Genomic DNA, 17,244 nt, shown 5'->3' on the forward strand with positions numbered 1-17,244 from the left:
TTGTTTAATCGTTAATACAAAAAACCGAAACTAAAGCATTTTTTTAGCGGCCTTTTTAACAATTTTTGGCTTTGCTGTTTCTTCAGCTGCTTTCGCAACGTCTTTCGCTAACGGTTTCGCCTTATCTTGGACTACTTTTTTAGCTTCGGTAACGTCTTTCTTGGCTGTTGCTACCTTTTGCTTAGCCGCAGAGGATGTTTTGCTAACGGCTTTTTGTGTTAATTTTGGTACATCAGCTGCAGCAACCTTGCTTATTTCTTTTTTAACAGGGGCATTTTCTTTCGTTTCAGTTGCTTTACTTGCCGTTTTTTTAATGGCCTCTACTGGTTTAGCTAATGCTTTTTCTACTTTTTCCTCAGATGCAATTGCTGCAACTTTAACACTTTGAACTATCGGTTTAGCTTTAGAAACTGCTTTTTTAACCACCTTAGCTGCAGATTTTTCCGCTTTATTAACAACCTTTGTAACCGGCTTTTTATCAGCCTTTGATTTTGACGACTTCAATAAATCATCAATTTTATGCCCCACATCTGATTTAATCACCGTAAACTTTTTAGTCAATTTTTTAGCTACGCGTTTGCTTGCTTTTGCAACTTCTGAACTAATTTCTGATGCATCATGGCCCAAGCTTTTAATTACATTTAAAAACTGCGTAGTTATTGATTGCTCTAACTGTTTTGCAGCTTCTTTTTTTGTTGCTTTTTTTTGAGACTTAGCTTTAGTGGTTTTCATATTATTTTTCGTTTTTTTGTGAGATCGATTATTTTCTAATAAATCTACTTAATTTTTTACTTTAAAAGCTAAAACCATGCCTTCTTTTGATATTGTAAGTAAAGTTGATGCGCAAACCCTTGATAATGCGATTAATAATGCCAAGAAAGAAATCCTCAATAGATTTGATTTCAATGGATCTAAAAGTACTGTAGATTTGGATAAAAAAACCAACGTTGTAACCATTGTTACGGAAGATGACATGCGGTTAAAAGCCATTGAAGGTTCGATCATATCGAGGATGATGAAACAAAATCTGGATCCAAAAAGCCTTGACTTTGGTAAAGAAACCATCGCCTCCGGCAATATGATTCGGAAGGAAATTACTATCAAAGAAGGGTTGGATAAAGAAGCCGCCAAAAAGGTTGTTGCTAAAATTAAAGCGAGTGGTTTAAAAGTACAACCCTCTATCATGGACGACCAGGTTCGGGTAACCGCCAAAAAAATTGATGACCTCCAAGCCGTAATTTCTCTATGCCGTGGTGAAGATTTCGACCAGCCATTGCAGTTCATTAACATGAGAAATTAGTCAATTGAATATGTTAATGCTTATCAAAATAAAGAATTAAAAAATGCAGGTAATTGAAGATGGATTTCTTTTTTCTGATCAGAAAGAACTATTGCAGATAGATCGGATTCATAGGTACTTGAGTAAAGAATCATATTGGGCCAAGGATATCCCTGCAGAAACTGTTGCTACTTCAATTCAAAATTCGCTTTGTTTCGGCATCTACAAAAGTGGCATTCAAATAGGCTTTGCCCGGTGGATAACCGATAAAGCGACTTTCGGCTGGCTATGTGATGTTTACGTAGAAGAGGATTATCGTGGTAAGGGCCTGGCTAAAAAATTAATATCATTTATGATTTTCCACCCTGATTTACAAAATCTAAGACGATATCAACTGGCTACCCATGATGCACATGGGCTCTATGAACAATTCGGATTTTCGCAGATAAAAAATCCCGAAAACCAGATGGCAATCTCCATTTCAAATCCTTACAATAAAGACTAACATCAAAAAAACCTTTTTTGCTAATTGGTGTTTTGTTTACGTACAAAACGAAAATAAAATGAGCAATAAATTTTTATATGTAACCGCAATTGCATTAGCAGTAAGTTTTACCGCTTGCCAAACAGCAGATAAAAAATCATCTACTACAAAAGATAGCGTAGCTGGCGATACCAATATGGTAAACGGCAATCACGTTGCAGGAAGTGAAGTGATCGAAACAGGTTTGGATGAAGCTGGCGCAACATTTTTGAGAAAAGCAGCTGTAGGTGGTATTATGGAAGTTGAAGCAGCAAAAATTGCAATGAAGAACGCTTCCAATCAAAAAGTGAAAGATTTCGCAGCCAAAATGCTGACAGATCATACTCAGGCCAACAAAGAACTAAAAGCGTTGGCGACAGATAAGAAAATTATAACTCCGGATGCGCTTCCAGCAGAAGATCAGATCCATCTGGATGAAATGAAGAAAATGACTGGCTCAAGCTTTGATAAACATTATATGGATATGATGGTGACCGATCATCAAAAAACAATTTCTTTGTTTAAAGATGGTATGGAAAACAAAGATGCAAAACTAAAAGAATGGGCAGGTAAAACCCTTACTGTAATAGAAGGTCATGATCAAGCAGCTAAAGAAATCGTAACCAACCTAAAATAAGGAACCATAAATTATTTAAGATCCTGTTCATTAATTTGAATGGGATCTTCTGTTTATATAGATTCATCATTTTAATTATTTTTTCATAAATACGAAAAATTAAAATTATCTTTCCGCGTTTAATACAAAAATAAGTAAATGAATAAGAGTAGAATTTTTAGAGCGTTGCTGAGCGCTGCTGTAGTTAGTGCAGTACCATTTATAGCCAATGCACAAAAAGCAAATTGGCAAAATCTTGATCTTAAAACCGATTCAACATTTGGAATCAGCACAGAAAAAGCATACAAAGAACTTTTGAAAGGAAAAAAATCGACAAAGGTTATTGTAGCCGTAAACGATGGCGGCGTTGAAAATACACATGAAGATTTAAAAAGAATTATGTGGGTTAATGCTAAAGAAATCGTTGGCAATGGAAAAGATGACGACAAGAATGGTTACACGGACGATATTCACGGTTGGAACTTTATCGGTGGACCAAAAGAGTCTGTTAACTTCGAAACTTTAGAATTAACGCGTTTAGTACGCCGCGATCAAACACGATTTGCAAATACTACAGATGCAACGGTTTCGGCAAAAGATAAAGCAGATTTTGAAGCATTTAAAGCCAGAAGAGCAGATTTGGAAAAACAGTTAGGTGAGGCTAAAGCTGGCTTAGCAAATATTTCTGGTTTTAAAAACGCGTTAGATGCCTTCATTAAGAAATTAGGGAAAGAAAATCCAACTTTAGAAGAAATTAAAGCCTACAAGCCAACAGCAGAAATGGATGGCCGTATTCAAAGCATTTTAGTTGAACAATTGGCAAATGTAAGTTTTAAAGATTTTTACGAAGATCAAATTAAAGAAGGTTTCGATTATTACACCCGTCAGGCAGAATATAACTTAAATGTTGATTACGATCCCCGTAGCATTGTAGGTGATAATCCTAACGATCTTAAAGAAAAATTTTATGGAAATAACGACGTTGCTGGTCCGGATGCCATGCATGGTTCTCATGTTGCCGGAATTATTGCAGCAGACCGAACAAATAATTTAGGAATTAAAGGCGTGGCCGATAATGTGGTAATTATGGGCGTTAGGGTTACACCGAATGGCGATGAGCGTGATAAAGACGTGGCAAATGGCATTTATTATGCTGTTGATAATGGAGCAAAAGTAATTAATATGAGCTTTGGTAAAGCTTACAGCTGGGACAAAGCCGTAGTGAACGAAGCAATGAAATACGCAGCTTCTAAGGATGTTTTAATTGTGCAGGCTGCAGGTAATGAAAATAAGGATATCGATACGGAAAATAATTTTCCTAATCATAAAGACTTGGATGAAAAAACAATCGCATCATGGATTACTGTTGGCGCATCAGGACCTAAAGATGATGAAACTTTAAAAGCAAGTTTCTCTAACTTTGGTAAGACTCAGGTAGATGTTTTTGCTCCAGGTGTGCAAATCTATTCTACTGTTCCAGGATCGAAATACAAAAATTTAAATGGAACAAGTATGGCTTCTCCTGTTGTAGCTGGTTTGGCAGGATTAATTCGTTCTTATTATCCTAAATTAACTGCTGCGCAAGTGAAAGAGATCATTGTGAAATCAGTTAGCAAAGTAAATCATAATGTTTCTTATAAAAAAGGAGAAGAGGAAAATGCAGAATCGGTGTCAGTACCTTTCTCTGATTTATGCATCAGCGGTGGTATTGTTAATGCATACGAAGCTTTAAAATTGGCTGCTACCTATAATGGAAAAGCAACTGCTAAATAATCCTATAAATACTTAGATAAAAAAAGGCGAACTAACGTTCGCCTTTTTTTATGGTCTTAAGTTCGTAAAGTTTACCTATTGAATGTAAAAAGTCATATCTAATCTAACTACAATTAAATAGTATCCATATCGATAACAAAACGATACTTTACATCGCTGTTTAACACACGTTCATAAGCTTCATTTACGTAATTGATATTAATAACCTCTACCTCGGAAACAATATCATGTTTTGCACAGAAATCCAGCATTTCTTGCGTTTCTGCAATACCGCCAATACTCGAGGCTGTTAAAGATCGGTTTCCATGCATTAAAGCAGAGCCAGGAAATTTTAAAGGTTCTGGTGGTAATCCAACGCAAATATGCACACCATTTACATTAAGGAGTTTTAGGTAAGTCTCATAATCATGCGGAGCCGAAACAGAATCAATGATAAAATCGAAATGCTTTGCATATTTTTTAAGCTCTTCAGGATCTTTGGTAATCACAAAATGATGTGCTCCTAAACCTTTAGCATCTTGCTCTTTAGAAGGAGATGTACTTAAAACCGTAACATCTGCACCAAATGCAACCGCAAATTTTACCGCCATGTGCCCAAGACCACCCAAGCCTAAAACGGCCACCTTATGTCCTTTGCCTATGCCCCATCGTTTAATTGGCGAATAAGTAGTAATTCCCGCACAAAGTAATGGTGCTACTCCTGCTAAAGGCAAACGATCTGAAACGCTTACTACAAATTCTTCTGTGCAAACAATTTTATTTGAATATCCACCGTAAGTAGGCGTTTTCTTATCACGTTCTACACTATTGTAGGTCCAAACCGTTTCGCCTCTTTCGCAAAACTGCTCCTGGCCGCCTTTACAGGTTGTACATTCCTTACAACTATCTACCATACAACCTATTCCTGCCAAATCGCCAACGCTGAACTTGGCTACTTCCGATCCCACTTCAGTAATTCTACCTACAATCTCATGTCCGGGAACCATTGGATAACGAGCCGGGCCCCATTCGCTGCGCACCTGATGAATATCCGAATGGCAAATACCACTAAACAAAATCTCTATCAAAACGTCTTTTGGGCCAACATTCCTTCTTTCGAAATTCCAGGGCGCTAGTTGATCTGTTTTATTGTGAACAGCATATCCTTTTGCAGCTATCATATAAATTTTCTTATATTATTTGATATTCAATCTTCGTTTTTTCTCAATTGTTGTATTTATCAGGAACTTGATAAAATCTTATCCGGGGTGATCGGTAAAGTTCTAATCCTTTTACCGGTGGCATTAAAAACCGCATTTGCAACCGCTGCAGAAAAACCGATTAAAGCAATTTCACCCATTCCTTTTGCACCCATTGGATTAATGTATGGATCTGGCTTATTGATAAAATGTACTTCTATTTCTGGTATATCTGCATTGACCGGCACATGATAATCAGCAAAATTATTGTTGATATAGCGTCCGTAACGGTGATCGATAACAGACTCTTCCGTTAGTGCCATACCTACGCCACCCACTGCACCGCCAACCATCTGGCTTCGAGCAGTTTTAGGACTGACAATAGTTCCTGAATCACCCACTGAAACAATCTTATCAACTTTAACTACACCAGTTAAGCTATGCACTTTTACCTTCACAAAGTGGATGGAAAAAGAATACATGGAATATTCTTCCCTTTCTTTGCCTGCAGAACTTTGCTTAGTGACCTCGATAGATGGAAGGTTATTCTTCTTTAAAACGTCGACAAAATTGGATGTTGCATCCATATTTGAATTGGCTGCTAATTCTGCTATGGTCGATTTCAAGCTAACGCAAACATCGTTCACTGCAGAACCCACAGTAGAAAGCGTTGCAGAACCACCCTGGCTTGGTGCTGGTGGCAATGAAGAATCTCCCAACTCGAAAGTAATTTTACCTACGGGAATTCCAGTTATCTTACTGGCAATCAAAGTCATTCCTGTTCCAGTTCCCGGACCGATATCACTGGTTGCGCTTTGCAAAACCAAAGATCCATCCGCTTTTAAAATACCTTTAACACTGGCTCGACCCCTATTGGCATTAAAAACTCCAATACTTACGCCAAAACCTGTCTTCGATTGGCCTTCAACCAAACTTCCAGGCTTGTTTTTGCGTTCATTCCATCCTATTTTCTGAGCGCCAATTTTATAAGCCTCTTTAATATTTTTATCCGAAAATGGCTTATCACGCTGCTGATCTCGCTCCGGGTCGTTTTTAATTCTGAACTCAAGTGGGTCCATGTCTAAGGCATGTGCCATTTCATCAATTGCACTTTCCAGCGCAAAGGCACCAGTCGCTTCCCCAGGTCCACGCATCCAGATAGGCACACCCAAATCTACAGGAACAACTGTGTATTGCGTATTAACATTATCGCATTGATACATGAACTTTGCCATGTTAACCACCCCTTCAGTAAAGTTTTCGTACGCAGAGGTTTCTCCAAAAGCACGATGCGTAATTCCAGTTAACTTTCCATCTTTACTGGCGCCTAAACCTATGGTTTGAACAGCTGCCGGTCGATTGCCCACCATGGTAAACATCTGCATTCGGGTAATTACGAGTTTAACAGGTTTACCAAGATGTTTCGAAGCCATTACCGTTGCAATTTCTAAGGGCCATGTACGTAGAGCCATCCCAAAACCACCGCCCACAAACTCAGAATTTACCTGGATGTTTTCAATTGGAATTTTGAATACATTAGCTATCGTTCCCTGCGTTGCTTTTACTCCCTGGGTTTTTGCGTAAACTGTAACCTGATTATTTGGACGCCAATCGGCAATAATCCCATGTAATTCCATAGGGTTATGTGTTTCGATAGGCAAATGGTATTTAGCCTCAATCTTTACCTCAGCAGTTTTATAGGCATTTTCAACGCCTCGTTTATAATCAGGCTGACCTTGAAGTTTTTTAGCTTTTGAATCGGCAATTGCTTTTTCAAAATCAGTATTGAAATCTTCTTTTGCATAAGTTGCCTTTACTAATGATGCGGCATACGTTGCCCGCTCAAAAGTATTTGCAACCACAATAGCGATTGGCTGTCCGTTAAAAAATATCTTATCAGTGTAACAAATTTTAAAAGGTGAGCCGCCCTCCTGTTCGTATCCCGGCGCCGATGGTTTATTCAAATGAGATATCACCGCAAGTACGCCAGGCGCTTTTTCAGCAGCTTTTGTATCAAGCGTAGTAATTTTGCCTTTCGTAACGGTGCTGGTAACTAAAACGCCGTAAGTTAACCCAGGCAATTCGTATTCGGCAAAGTATTTAGCTTTACCTGTAACCTTGTAAACGCCATCTACGCGGTCATTTTCATCTTTAACTATTCGATTTTCCATGATTATGCCTTAGATTTTGCAACAGTTAATGCTTCGATAATTGTGTTGGGAGCCATCTGGAGTTTGAAATCATTCTCTCCAAATCCTTTCGCATCCGTCATTGCCAATTTGGCGGCTTGCTCAAAGTTTTCAAAGCTTGGTTCCTTGCCTTTTAAGAAATTTTCCGACGCTGTTAATCTCCATGGTTTGTGTGCAACGCCGCCCATTGCAAGGCGAACATCGCTGATTCTATTGTTAGAGATTTCTAAGGCGGCCGCTACAGATACTAAGGCAAAGGCGTAAGATGCCCTATCTCTAACCTTCAAATAATTAGAATTTTTAGCGAGATTATTTAGTGGAATCTCCAAACGAATGATCATCTCATCTGATTTTAAGTTATTGTCTAACTGCGGAGTATCTCCCGCAAGGCGATGAAAATCTTTAAATAAAACCTTGCGTTCGCCTTTGGCACTTGTCAACACAGCAACTGCATCTAAAGCGACTAAAGCGACGCACATATCACTCGGATGAACGGCAATGCATTTATCTGATGTTCCGAAGATGGCGTGCATTCTGTTGAAGCCACCAATAGCACCACAACCAGATCCCGGTTGGCGCTTATTGCAGGGCATTTCAGTATCATAAAAATAGCCACAACGTGTTCGTTGCATCATGTTGCCACCAACTGTAGCCACATTTCTCAATTGTGCCGATGCGCCGGCATTTAAAGCCATCGACAGCAAAGGCAATTTTTCTTTAACCAATGCATTTTCTGCAACAGCGGTATTCGAAGCCAATGCACCAATGATAATTTTATCGCCCACAAGTTCAATCTGCTTTAAAGGAACGTGGTTAATGTCTATCAATTTCTCAGGCGCTGTTACGCCTCTTTTCATTAAATCGATCAGGTTTGTACCCCCAGCAAGAAATTTGGAGTTTTTATCTTTTGTCAATAACGACAAGGCTGATTTTGTTGAGGTCGTTCTTAAGTATTGGAAGTTGATCATGCTTTCATTCCTCCCTTCGAAACTTCAACTATTGCATCAACTATATTAGGGTAAGCACCACATCTACAAATATTTCCACTCATATATTCACTAATCTCTGCTCTTGAATTTGTATGTCCTTCGTTCACGCAGGCTACTGCCGACATGATTTGTCCAGGTGTACAATAACCACACTGAAAACCATCATGTTTGATAAATGCAGCCTGCATCGGATGTAATTCGTCTCCATTTGCAAGTCCCTCTATAGTCGTTATCTTCTTCCCTTCGTTCATCACTGCCAAGCTTAAGCAAGAATTTACGCGTTCTCCATTTACGTGAACGGTACAAGCACCGCATTGGCCATGGTCACAACCTTTTTTGGTTCCTGTTAAATGAAGCTCTTCACGCAGGTAATCTAACAAAGTAACACGTGGCTCGATAGAAGCCTTATATGCCTTGTTATTTACGGTTATATTGAGTGGTATTTTTTCGAAAAGTTCAGCGAAACGTTCATCAGCCTGGTTTTCGGCTGCTTTAACAGCAACAGATGGTGTTAAAGCGATTGCAGTAATGAGTGAACTTTTCTTTAAAAAGTCTCTCCTGCTATCGCCCTGAATTGATTCCTTATCAGATGATTGCATAAAGTATGTTTTGAGATGTCTTCTAAGTTCGCTAATCTTAAGCTAAAATTAGCTCGATTTAGAAATTTAGAACGATTCTATAAAGATATAGAATTGAGTCTTCCAGAGCTTGAGATTTAGTATTCTAGAGGCCTGAAAAAGTTTTAAGAATTCCAGGCACGTGGGAATGATGACGGTATTGGGTATTAGCTAAAAGAAATAACCGATACCGACAAAATAATTTCGATAATGTCAACTCAATTTCTATTTTTAGCAAATGGAAGAAATTAAATTGCTACCCGATTTATCTGCGGAAGAACAACGCGTTTTAGGTTCATTAATAGAAAAAAGCCGAACCACGCCAGATTATTATCCGATGACGCTAAACAGTTTAACAGCAGCTTGTAATCAAAAAAGCTCAAGAAATCCAGTGGTAAATTATAGTGAGGAGACCGTAACACTAACATTAAATTCACTAAAAATAAAAGGTTTAATTTCCACAGCCACAGGTGGTTCGAGCCGCGTGATTAAATATAAACATAACTTAGCCATTTCCTATCCGTTAATCCCTTCAGAACTTTCTATTCTTTGTCTATTGCTTTTGAGAGGACCACTAACACCAGGCGAAATCAATAGTAATTCTGGAAGACTCTTCGAATTTGATAGTATAGAAGAAATTTCTGAACAATTACAGAAGCTTGCGGAGGGAGAACCTGCTTTCGTAAAATTGTTGCCCAAACGGCCAGGACAGAAAGAGGCAAGATATGTACACCTGTTAGGTGAACAGACAAATAACCAAGAGGAAGAACCGCAAGTAGCGCAAACTACAATTTTCCAACCCAATGAAGTGCTGGAAAATCGTATTGCGAAATTGGAGCAGGAACTTGAAGAGTTAAAAGAACTTGTTAACCTGCTAATGGACAAGTAACTTTATCTCTCAAATTTCTTAAAAATGGTACTGGCTACGTGTCCACCGAAGCCAAATGTATTGTTTAGAACGTAGTTAATTTCCTTTTTAATCGGCTTACCTAAAACAATATTCAATCCTTCCGGGATTTTTTCATCAAGCTTTTTAGTGTTGATTGTTGGTGGAATGATGCCATCTCTTATGGCTAAAATACTAATCAGGCTTTCTATAGCGCCGGCGGCACCAAGCAAATGTCCTGTCATGGATTTTGATGCCCCAATTACCACAGTCAAGCCGTCGAAAACATTTTTGATTGCATTTAATTCGCTCAAATCGCCTAAGCCTGTCGAGGTAGCATGAGCGTTGATATAGTCGATTTTATCTGCAGAAATATTAGCATCGCTTAAAGCTTTCTGCATCCCTAAAGTTGCTCCGATTCCATCTGGTGGAGTTCCTGTTAAGTGGTAAGCATCAGCCGCCATTCCGCCACCAACAATTTCTGCGTAAATATGAGCGCCACGGCTTACTGCATGTTCTAATTCTTCTAAAATTAAAGCACCTGCGCCCTCGCCCATCACAAAACCATCACGGGTTTCATCAAATGGTCTTGAAGCTGTTTCAGGACTGTCGTTTCTTTTAGACAATGCTTGTGCAGCGTTGAAACCGCCAACAGAAGCTTCAGTGATTGCAGCTTCAGAACCTCCGGCGACCATGACACTTGCCTTGCCCAAACGAATGGTATCGAAAGCATTTATAATAGCCGTATTGGAAGAAGCACAAGCCGAAACCGTACAATAATTGGGGCCGCGGAGTCTGTGGCGAATGCTAATGGCACCTGCAGCAATATCTACAATCATTTTTGGAATAAAAAACGGACTGAATCTGGGTGTTCCGTCACCTTGGTGAAATTCGGCCAACTGTTCTTCGAAAGTAGAGATCCCACCGTTGCCAGTAGCCCAAATTACACCCACTTCAGCCAATTGGGCATCAGTCATCGCAGTAAAGTCCAAACCTGAATCTTTAATCGCTTGGTCGCTTGATGCGATAGCATATTGAGTAAAGGTATCGTACTTTCTCGCTTCTTTTTTATCCAAAAAGTCCTCCGCAATGAAATTTCTTACCTCAGCAGCGAAATGTGTTTTAAATTTCGAGGTATCAAATTTGGTAATCGGTCCGACACCGCTTTTACCATCCAGAATATTTTTCCAGAAGTCTTCTACAGTGTTTCCAAGTGGCGTTATGGCGCCTAATCCAGTTACAACTACTCGTTTCATTTTATTAGTTTTTATTTTCTCCTGCATACAGGTAATCTACGAAAGCCTGAACTTTCGGCGCAATAATTAATATAGCGGGAATGGCAACTACATAAGAAATTGCCCACGATTTGAGACAGACTTTAAGAAAAATCTCGCTGAAACCCAGGTTTACGCTTATCGCCGCAAAGGTTACAATTCCTGTTGTAAAAATTGCCATAATAAAGGCGAAAGTTAATTTCTTTTTCATTCCTGCTGTTTTCGGATGATTAGTTTACCGATTCTACCCAAGCTTTTCTGTTCGCATTCATCACATTTAAAGCATCTAAAGGAGATTGACGGAACAATTCATAAATTTTAGCGGTATCACCAACCCTGATTTCGAATTCATCTTTTGCTAAAGCAGCAATAAATTCATCAGCAACAACTGATGGCTTAATACCATTGTGCCCACCAATTTCTTTTGAAAATTCGGTATCAACCAAAGGAGGCATCAATTCGAAAACTTTAACTGAACTATCTTCGAGACTTAACCTAAGCGAAGTTGTATAAGAATGTAAAGCAGCTTTACTGGCTGCATAAGTTGGCAATGTAATACCAGGAACATAAGCTACAACCGAAGAAACATTTACAATTGCCGATTCTGACTGCGCTTTTAAAATCGGTAGAAGTTTTTGATTAATTCTGATAATTGATAAATAATTAGTTAAAATTTCATCTTCGGCATTCGCGAAAGCGTCTTGGTTATTATCAGCTAAATTGTAAACAATTGCTCTCCCTGCATTATTGACCACCATATTTAGATGGGGAAAATTCTTTCCTATCTGTTCAGCTAATTGATCAACTTCTCCTGCCTTGCTTACATCAAACTGGATAGCGGTAACATTCTCTAATCCAGCCAATGCCGAGTCAAGACGCTCTTTGTTCCTGCCAGTTACAATCACATGATTGTTTAATGCTGTTAGCTGTTTTACGATTTCTAATCCGATACCAGCTGTTCCACCGATGATTAATACTGTGTTTTGTGAAGTTTTCATATTTGCTATTCTTGTTATATACCAATCGCTATATTTATTCTTAAATTTTTTTAGCCTAAGCTTTTAATATATTTTTTTAAAGAATTCATGATTAATTTCCAATTGTCTATGTTTTTGGTAAGGCGAGAAACCATCACTCCGCCCTCTATCATTGCAATAATTGTCAGCGCAATTTGTTCGGGATTATTATCAGCATTAAGTTCTTTCTTTAAAATCCCCTCTTCTACCAGACTTATAATTCTATTCTTCCAGGACAAGACTGCTTTTAAAACTTTATCACGAAGCGCTGGATGAGTATCATCGGCATCGATAGCCGTATTCAAAATTGGGCAACCTCCCAGAGAAATCCCATTAATTAAAAGGCTTTGGTAAATACTTATGTAAGCAAGCAATTTTCCTTCAGTGGTATTCTGCCTGCTTATTTCTGCCTCGATTTTTGAAACATTCGTACTGAAATTATAATCGAAAGCAGCAAGCGCAACTTCATCTTTATTGGCAAAGTTGCCATAAATACTACCTTTTGTTAGCCCCGTTGCAGTAATAATATCATTTAAAGAGGTACCAGCATAACCTTTCATATTAAAAATGGGTGCTATTTTCTCTATAATGAAGTTTCTTGTTTTTTCTGCCTTGGTCATGGTTATTTAAGAATTGACGACGCAAATATATACCGATTGGTATATTAAATACGAATTTATTTATCATGATAATGTATTTTTACTAATTATGATTTAGATTGAGGTTGAAGCGAAAGAAAGAAATATCTGGATAATACACTTTCACAAAGATTTATTTCCTGGTTTGAATTTTGTAATTTTGTTTCATGAGTAAGTCGGAATCTATAGAAGATTTTTATAAAAATAAATTTGATTTCTTGCCAGATAGTCTTCAAAAAGATATCGGCCATTTCAATGTATTTAGGATGGAAGACTGTGTTGGCGAGGATAAAGCGCCTGTTAAATACAGCAGAAGAGACTTTTATAAAATCGCTTTGAACAGAGGTCACAATATCTATCATTATGCTGATAAAAGCGTTGAAATAAATGGAACGGCACTAATGTTTTTCAATCCTTTGGTACCCTACAAATGGGAATTGGCAAGTGGTAAATTGAATGATGTGAGAGGCTACTTCTGCATATTTACCGAAGCGTTTTTCAATGAAAAAATTCGAGGAAATATTGGAGATTTGCCCATGTTTGCCGTTGGAGGTAAGCCAGCCTATATTCTTGATCAAAAACAAGATGAACTCATCTCCTCACTTTTTGAGAAGATGCTGGAAGAAATTAATAGCGATTATATGTACAAGTATGACCTGCTAAGAAATTACACTACAGAAATAACGCACTTCGCACTCAAAACTGAGCCGTCTGAGGTTTTATACAAACATCCTGATGCAAATTCACGAATTACTTCGGTATTTACAGAGCTTTTAGAAAGACAGTTCCCCATCGAAAACCCTGGACAAAGATTTACCATGCGTTCGGCAAAAGATTTTGCAGCTCAGCTTTCCGTACATGTAAACCACTTAAACAGGGCAATAAAAGAAACAACAGGAAAAACGACTACCCATTATATTACTGAAAGGTTATTGAGTGAGGCTATGGCTTTACTAAAACATACCGACTGGAATATCTCCGAAATTGGTTATTGTTTAGGTTTTGAAGAACCGACACACTTTAATAACTTTTTTAAAAAACTCACCAACCATACACCGAGTTCATACCGTATTGTTTGAATTTCGTAATCATCAGTTTGATTAACGTAATAGCGAATTTTAATTCCCGCAGTAATTTTGTCTTAACAAAAAGGATAAAATTATGGGACTTAAAAAAGTTTGGTTTGTAACTGGTGCTTCTAAGGGATTAGGGCTAAGTTTAGTAAACCAGTTATTAAAAGCAGGTCAATCTGTTGCAGCAACATCCAGAAATATAAACGATTTAATTTCTGCAGTCGATACAAATTCAGAAAAATTTCTTCCTCTAGCTGTAAACCTTGCTGACGAGTTAAGTGTAGAAAAGGCAATTAATGCTACTATTGCTCAATTTGGCAGAATCGACGTGGTAATTAACAACGCAGGATATGGTATTGGTGGCAGCATCGAAGAACTTACGGATAGAGAAACCAAAGATGCTTTCGATGTCAATGTTTTTGGAACTTTAAATGTGATTAGGAAAGCAAGTCTGCATTTAAGAACACAACGCTCAGGCCATATCATTAACATTGCATCAATCGCCGGTATCGTCGGCGCTATTGGTTGGGCAGTTTATTCGGCTTCAAAAGCAGCAGTAATAGCCTTATCTGAAGTGTTAGCGGAAGACCTCAAAGAATTTGGTGTTAAAGTTACGGTTGTAGCACCCGGAGCATTTCGAACAAGTTTTCTTAAAGAAGAATCTCTAATGCTGGCAAATAATCCAATTGATGCCTACAAGGAAGTAAGAGCGATACACGAAAGATACTTAAAAATGGATGGCGCACAAGCTGGAGATCCAGAAAAAGCTGCTGCAGCAATGATTTCTCTGGCAAGTATGCCAAACCCTCCTATCCATTTGCTTTTAGGGAAAGATGCCTTGCAAAGGGCAATCGCAAAAACTGATGCACTGACAAAAGAATATCAAGATTGGAAAGCAATAACCATTTCAACTGACTATTAAAATAGTTATAGCCGAGTTGGAATCAATCCTACAAAACCATTTAGCGATATGCAATGCATTAAGATTGCTTCATGCTCCGCAATGACGAAAAGGTTATAAATATTTAAAACAAAAAATCATGGAAAACAAAAAAGTATGGTTCGTAACGGGTGCTTCAAAAGGCCTCGGACTAACATTAGTAAAGAAATTATTAAGTCGTGGATATCATGTTGCCGCAACTTCGAGAAGCGTAAACGACTTATCGAACGCCGTTGGAGAATTCGAAAGTTTCCTACCAATCTCCGTTGACCTGATGAACGAATCTAGCGTAGAATCGGCAATAAGCCAAACCATTAGCAAGTTTAGGAGCCTGGATGTGGTAGTAAACAATGCTGGTTATGGAATGCTTGGTGCTTTGGAAGAATTGAGTGATCAGGAATCTCGAGAAAACTTTGATGTAAACGTCTTCGGTTCTTTAAATGTAATTAGAAAAGCTTTACCTCAAATGAGGAGACAACAATCTGGTCATATCTTCAACATATCATCAATTGGTGGTTTTTCTGGAAATTTCCCAGGATTCGGAATTTACTGCGCCACTAAATTTGCGGTAGCGGGTTTCACAGAATCTTTGGCCGCTGAAGTAAAATCGCTTGGCATTAAAGCTACAGTTGTTGAACCTGGCTATTTCAGAACGGAGTTTTTAAGTTCCGGATCCTTCGCTATTCCTAAAAATCCGATTGATGCTTACAAAGAAGTGCGTGAATCTCAAATCGCCCATCAGGAACAGATCAACAATAATCAACCTGGTGATCCTGCCAAGGCAGCTGATGTAATGATTGCAGCAGCAGAAAGCGAAAATTCGCCCTTGCATTTATTCTTAGGTCCGGATGCTTATCAAGTTGCAAATTCAAAGATAGCTGATGTTCAACAAGATATGGAAAACTGGAAAGCATTGGCAACATCAACCAATTTCGATGAGGTTGGAGCTTAATCAAATCCAAAAAATGTTATGCTGGTTAATGGGAAGATAAATTAACTTACAGAATGACACAAACAAAAAAGGGATAAGCAATTATCCCTTTTTTAATTTTGCTAAAAATAACGCTGTATTTCTATTTTAGGTTCAATAAAGTTTTTTTGAGTTCCTGTTCAGTAAATACTTTTTCGTAAAAACGCCTTACACTCTTCTTCACAAATAACGTTGCAGGTATCGCTCCCGACCAATTTTTATCAATTCTCTCGATGTATTGTTGCTGGTCTGGCTCATCTAAAAGGAAAACCTCGCCTTTAATATTGTTATTCTCTACAAAAGGAACAACGCCTTTCTGCAATTTCGATTTAAAATCTAAACTTACCAATAGCACTTTCACGGGCTTTTTGAGGTTGGCTAAACGTAGCTTCTCAAAATTCGGCAACTCAGCCACACACGGTGAACACCATGTTGCCCAAAAGTTAATCACGTAAGTGGTATCTTTCCCTTGAGCGATGCGTTTATCCAAATTATCAAGAGTGAGCAGTTTCACCTGCGCATTTGCAGAATAGGCGGATAAAATAAAGCAAATTATAAGAAATATACGCATGGTTTATATTCAAAATTGATGGGGAACTATTTGCTTTTTTTGTCATTCTGAGTATCGCAAAGTCCTGCGAAAAGCATATTCAAGTTCACATATCTTACTAATTGAATTAGTCAGTGATAAATTTGAACGCTGCATAACATAGCTCAAGGATTCTTCATTGCATTCAGAATGACATGTTACCTAATTAACAGAACCAGATTTCACTAATACCCTTTGATAAGCGGGCAAGTTCAAATCATCAACAATTACACCTCTATTCGTGCTTGCATGTACAAAAAAGCCATTGTTGAGGTAAACGCCAACATGGTCAACATCGTTGCCTCCGAAAGAAAAAAACACTAAATCGCCCTCTTGTAAACGATCGATGCTTTTTTTATTCACAGCTTTGGCCTGATCGCGGGAAATTCGGGGTAAGGTTACGCCGTAAATTTCTTTCTCCAACAAAAAAGCAAAGCCCGAACAGTCAATTCCACTTTTATCTAGTCCACCGAAACGATATTTCACACCTGTCCAATCGGTAATGAATTTATAGAGCTGCTTGCTTTTTAAGTTCGACATTGCATCAGCTGCCTTTGCCGCTTTTGTATCGCTTTTCACGGTATATTTCCTCGAACCACAGGCAGTTATAATAAGTGAGAGTATTAAGATTAGCCAAAATGAGTTTCTTGTTTTTATCATGCTTTACTATTCTTTAACCACAGATTTACACAGA

Annotated in this window: 19 protein-coding genes; 8 read left to right on the forward strand and 11 right to left on the reverse strand. The window is 38.2% G+C overall.

All coding sequences use genetic code 11. The features are described 5' to 3' along the window. Positions 1 to 30: 30 nt before the first annotated feature. The gene (locus ASE92_RS05535; RefSeq protein WP_056849048.1) at positions 31 to 732 is read right to left on the reverse strand and encodes a hypothetical protein; all 702 of its coding nucleotides are present in this window, start codon (positions 730 to 732) and stop codon (positions 31 to 33) included. 76 nt (positions 733 to 808) lie between these two features. On the opposite strand from ASE92_RS05535, the gene ASE92_RS05540 reads away from it, so the two are divergent. From ASE92_RS05540 to ASE92_RS05555, 4 genes are all read left to right on the forward strand, one after another. Then, entirely contained in the window at positions 809 to 1,300 is a 492-nt protein-coding gene (locus ASE92_RS05540) for a YajQ family cyclic di-GMP-binding protein (RefSeq protein ID WP_056849049.1), read from the forward strand. A gap of 43 nt (positions 1,301 to 1,343) precedes the next feature. Continuing rightward, positions 1,344 to 1,784 (forward strand): GNAT family N-acetyltransferase, encoded by a 441-nt coding sequence (locus tag ASE92_RS05545; protein WP_056849050.1) that lies wholly within the window; start codon positions 1,344 to 1,346, stop codon positions 1,782 to 1,784. 58 nt (positions 1,785 to 1,842) lie between these two features. Next, positions 1,843 to 2,439: a DUF4142 domain-containing protein gene (locus ASE92_RS05550; RefSeq protein ID WP_056849051.1), complete on the forward strand. Its 597-nt coding sequence runs from the start codon at positions 1,843 to 1,845 to the stop codon at positions 2,437 to 2,439. A gap of 138 nt (positions 2,440 to 2,577) precedes the next feature. Continuing rightward, positions 2,578 to 4,191, forward strand: a complete 1,614-nt coding sequence (locus ASE92_RS05555) for a S8 family peptidase (RefSeq protein WP_056849052.1) — start codon at positions 2,578 to 2,580, stop codon at positions 4,189 to 4,191. 113 nt (positions 4,192 to 4,304) lie between these two features. On the opposite strand, the gene ASE92_RS05560 is transcribed toward ASE92_RS05555, so the two are convergent. The 4 genes from ASE92_RS05560 to ASE92_RS05575 are packed head-to-tail and all read right to left on the reverse strand — an operon-like array spanning position 4,305 to position 9,146. Then, the gene (locus ASE92_RS05560) at positions 4,305 to 5,351 is read right to left on the reverse strand and encodes an NAD(P)-dependent alcohol dehydrogenase (protein ID WP_056849053.1); all 1,047 of its coding nucleotides are present in this window, start codon (positions 5,349 to 5,351) and stop codon (positions 4,305 to 4,307) included. Between the two features lie 59 nt (positions 5,352 to 5,410). Next, a complete protein-coding gene (locus tag ASE92_RS05565) occupies positions 5,411 to 7,540 on the reverse strand; it encodes a xanthine dehydrogenase family protein molybdopterin-binding subunit (RefSeq protein WP_056849054.1) in 2,130 nt (709 codons plus the stop codon). Between the two features lie 2 nt (positions 7,541 to 7,542). Then, positions 7,543 to 8,526 (reverse strand): xanthine dehydrogenase family protein subunit M, encoded by a 984-nt coding sequence (locus tag ASE92_RS05570; protein ID WP_056849055.1) that lies wholly within the window; start codon positions 8,524 to 8,526, stop codon positions 7,543 to 7,545. Then, positions 8,523 to 9,146 (reverse strand): (2Fe-2S)-binding protein, encoded by a 624-nt coding sequence (locus ASE92_RS05575; RefSeq protein ID WP_056849056.1) that lies wholly within the window; start codon positions 9,144 to 9,146, stop codon positions 8,523 to 8,525. Before ASE92_RS05575 ends, ASE92_RS05570 begins: the two co-directional genes overlap by 4 nt. Before the next feature lie 256 nt (positions 9,147 to 9,402). Here ASE92_RS05575 and ASE92_RS05580 point away from each other — a divergent pair, with 256 nt between their 5' ends. Next, positions 9,403 to 10,053, forward strand: coding sequence for a YceH family protein (locus ASE92_RS05580; protein ID WP_056849057.1), 651 nt, complete (start codon positions 9,403 to 9,405; stop codon positions 10,051 to 10,053). A 2-nt stretch (positions 10,054 to 10,055) separates the two neighbouring features. On the opposite strand, the gene fabF is transcribed toward ASE92_RS05580, so the two are convergent. Genes fabF through ASE92_RS05600 form a run of 4 tightly spaced genes read right to left on the reverse strand, consistent with a single transcriptional unit; the run spans position 10,056 to position 12,960 of the window. Then, positions 10,056 to 11,306 carry a beta-ketoacyl-ACP synthase II gene (gene fabF, locus ASE92_RS05585; RefSeq protein WP_056849300.1) on the reverse strand — a complete coding sequence of 417 codons (1,251 nt, stop codon included), beginning with the start codon at positions 11,304 to 11,306 and terminating at the stop codon, positions 10,056 to 10,058. A gap of 4 nt (positions 11,307 to 11,310) precedes the next feature. Continuing rightward, on the reverse strand, positions 11,311 to 11,535 hold the full coding sequence (locus ASE92_RS05590; RefSeq protein WP_056849058.1) for a DUF2798 domain-containing protein: 225 nt from the start codon (positions 11,533 to 11,535) through the stop codon (positions 11,311 to 11,313). Between the two features lie 19 nt (positions 11,536 to 11,554). Then, complete coding sequence (locus ASE92_RS05595) at positions 11,555 to 12,322, reverse strand: SDR family oxidoreductase (protein WP_056849059.1); 768 nt, start codon at positions 12,320 to 12,322, stop codon at positions 11,555 to 11,557. A gap of 50 nt (positions 12,323 to 12,372) precedes the next feature. Beyond that, positions 12,373 to 12,960 (reverse strand): TetR/AcrR family transcriptional regulator, encoded by a 588-nt coding sequence (locus ASE92_RS05600; protein WP_056849060.1) that lies wholly within the window; start codon positions 12,958 to 12,960, stop codon positions 12,373 to 12,375. 185 nt (positions 12,961 to 13,145) lie between these two features. On the opposite strand from ASE92_RS05600, the gene ASE92_RS05605 reads away from it, so the two are divergent. From ASE92_RS05605 to ASE92_RS05615, 3 genes are all read left to right on the forward strand, one after another. Continuing rightward, complete coding sequence (locus ASE92_RS05605; RefSeq protein ID WP_056849061.1) at positions 13,146 to 14,057, forward strand: AraC family transcriptional regulator; 912 nt, start codon at positions 13,146 to 13,148, stop codon at positions 14,055 to 14,057. Positions 14,058 to 14,139: 82 nt separating this feature from the next. After that, positions 14,140 to 14,973 carry an SDR family NAD(P)-dependent oxidoreductase gene (locus tag ASE92_RS05610; protein WP_056849062.1) on the forward strand — a complete coding sequence of 278 codons (834 nt, stop codon included), beginning with the start codon at positions 14,140 to 14,142 and terminating at the stop codon, positions 14,971 to 14,973. Between the two features lie 118 nt (positions 14,974 to 15,091). Continuing rightward, positions 15,092 to 15,943 carry an SDR family NAD(P)-dependent oxidoreductase gene (locus tag ASE92_RS05615; RefSeq protein ID WP_056849063.1) on the forward strand — a complete coding sequence of 284 codons (852 nt, stop codon included), beginning with the start codon at positions 15,092 to 15,094 and terminating at the stop codon, positions 15,941 to 15,943. A 121-nt stretch (positions 15,944 to 16,064) separates the two neighbouring features. Here the strand turns inward: ASE92_RS05615 and ASE92_RS05620 are convergent, their stop codons facing one another. Next, complete coding sequence (locus tag ASE92_RS05620) at positions 16,065 to 16,532, reverse strand: TlpA disulfide reductase family protein (protein WP_056849064.1); 468 nt, start codon at positions 16,530 to 16,532, stop codon at positions 16,065 to 16,067. Positions 16,533 to 16,712: 180 nt separating this feature from the next. After that, positions 16,713 to 17,210: a C40 family peptidase gene (locus ASE92_RS05625; RefSeq protein ID WP_056849065.1), complete on the reverse strand. Its 498-nt coding sequence runs from the start codon at positions 17,208 to 17,210 to the stop codon at positions 16,713 to 16,715. Positions 17,211 to 17,244 lie beyond the last annotated feature (34 nt).

Origin of the sequence: Pedobacter sp. Leaf41, from assembly GCF_001422545.1 — a bacterium.
Lineage (GTDB): Bacteria > Bacteroidota > Bacteroidia > Sphingobacteriales > Sphingobacteriaceae > Pedobacter.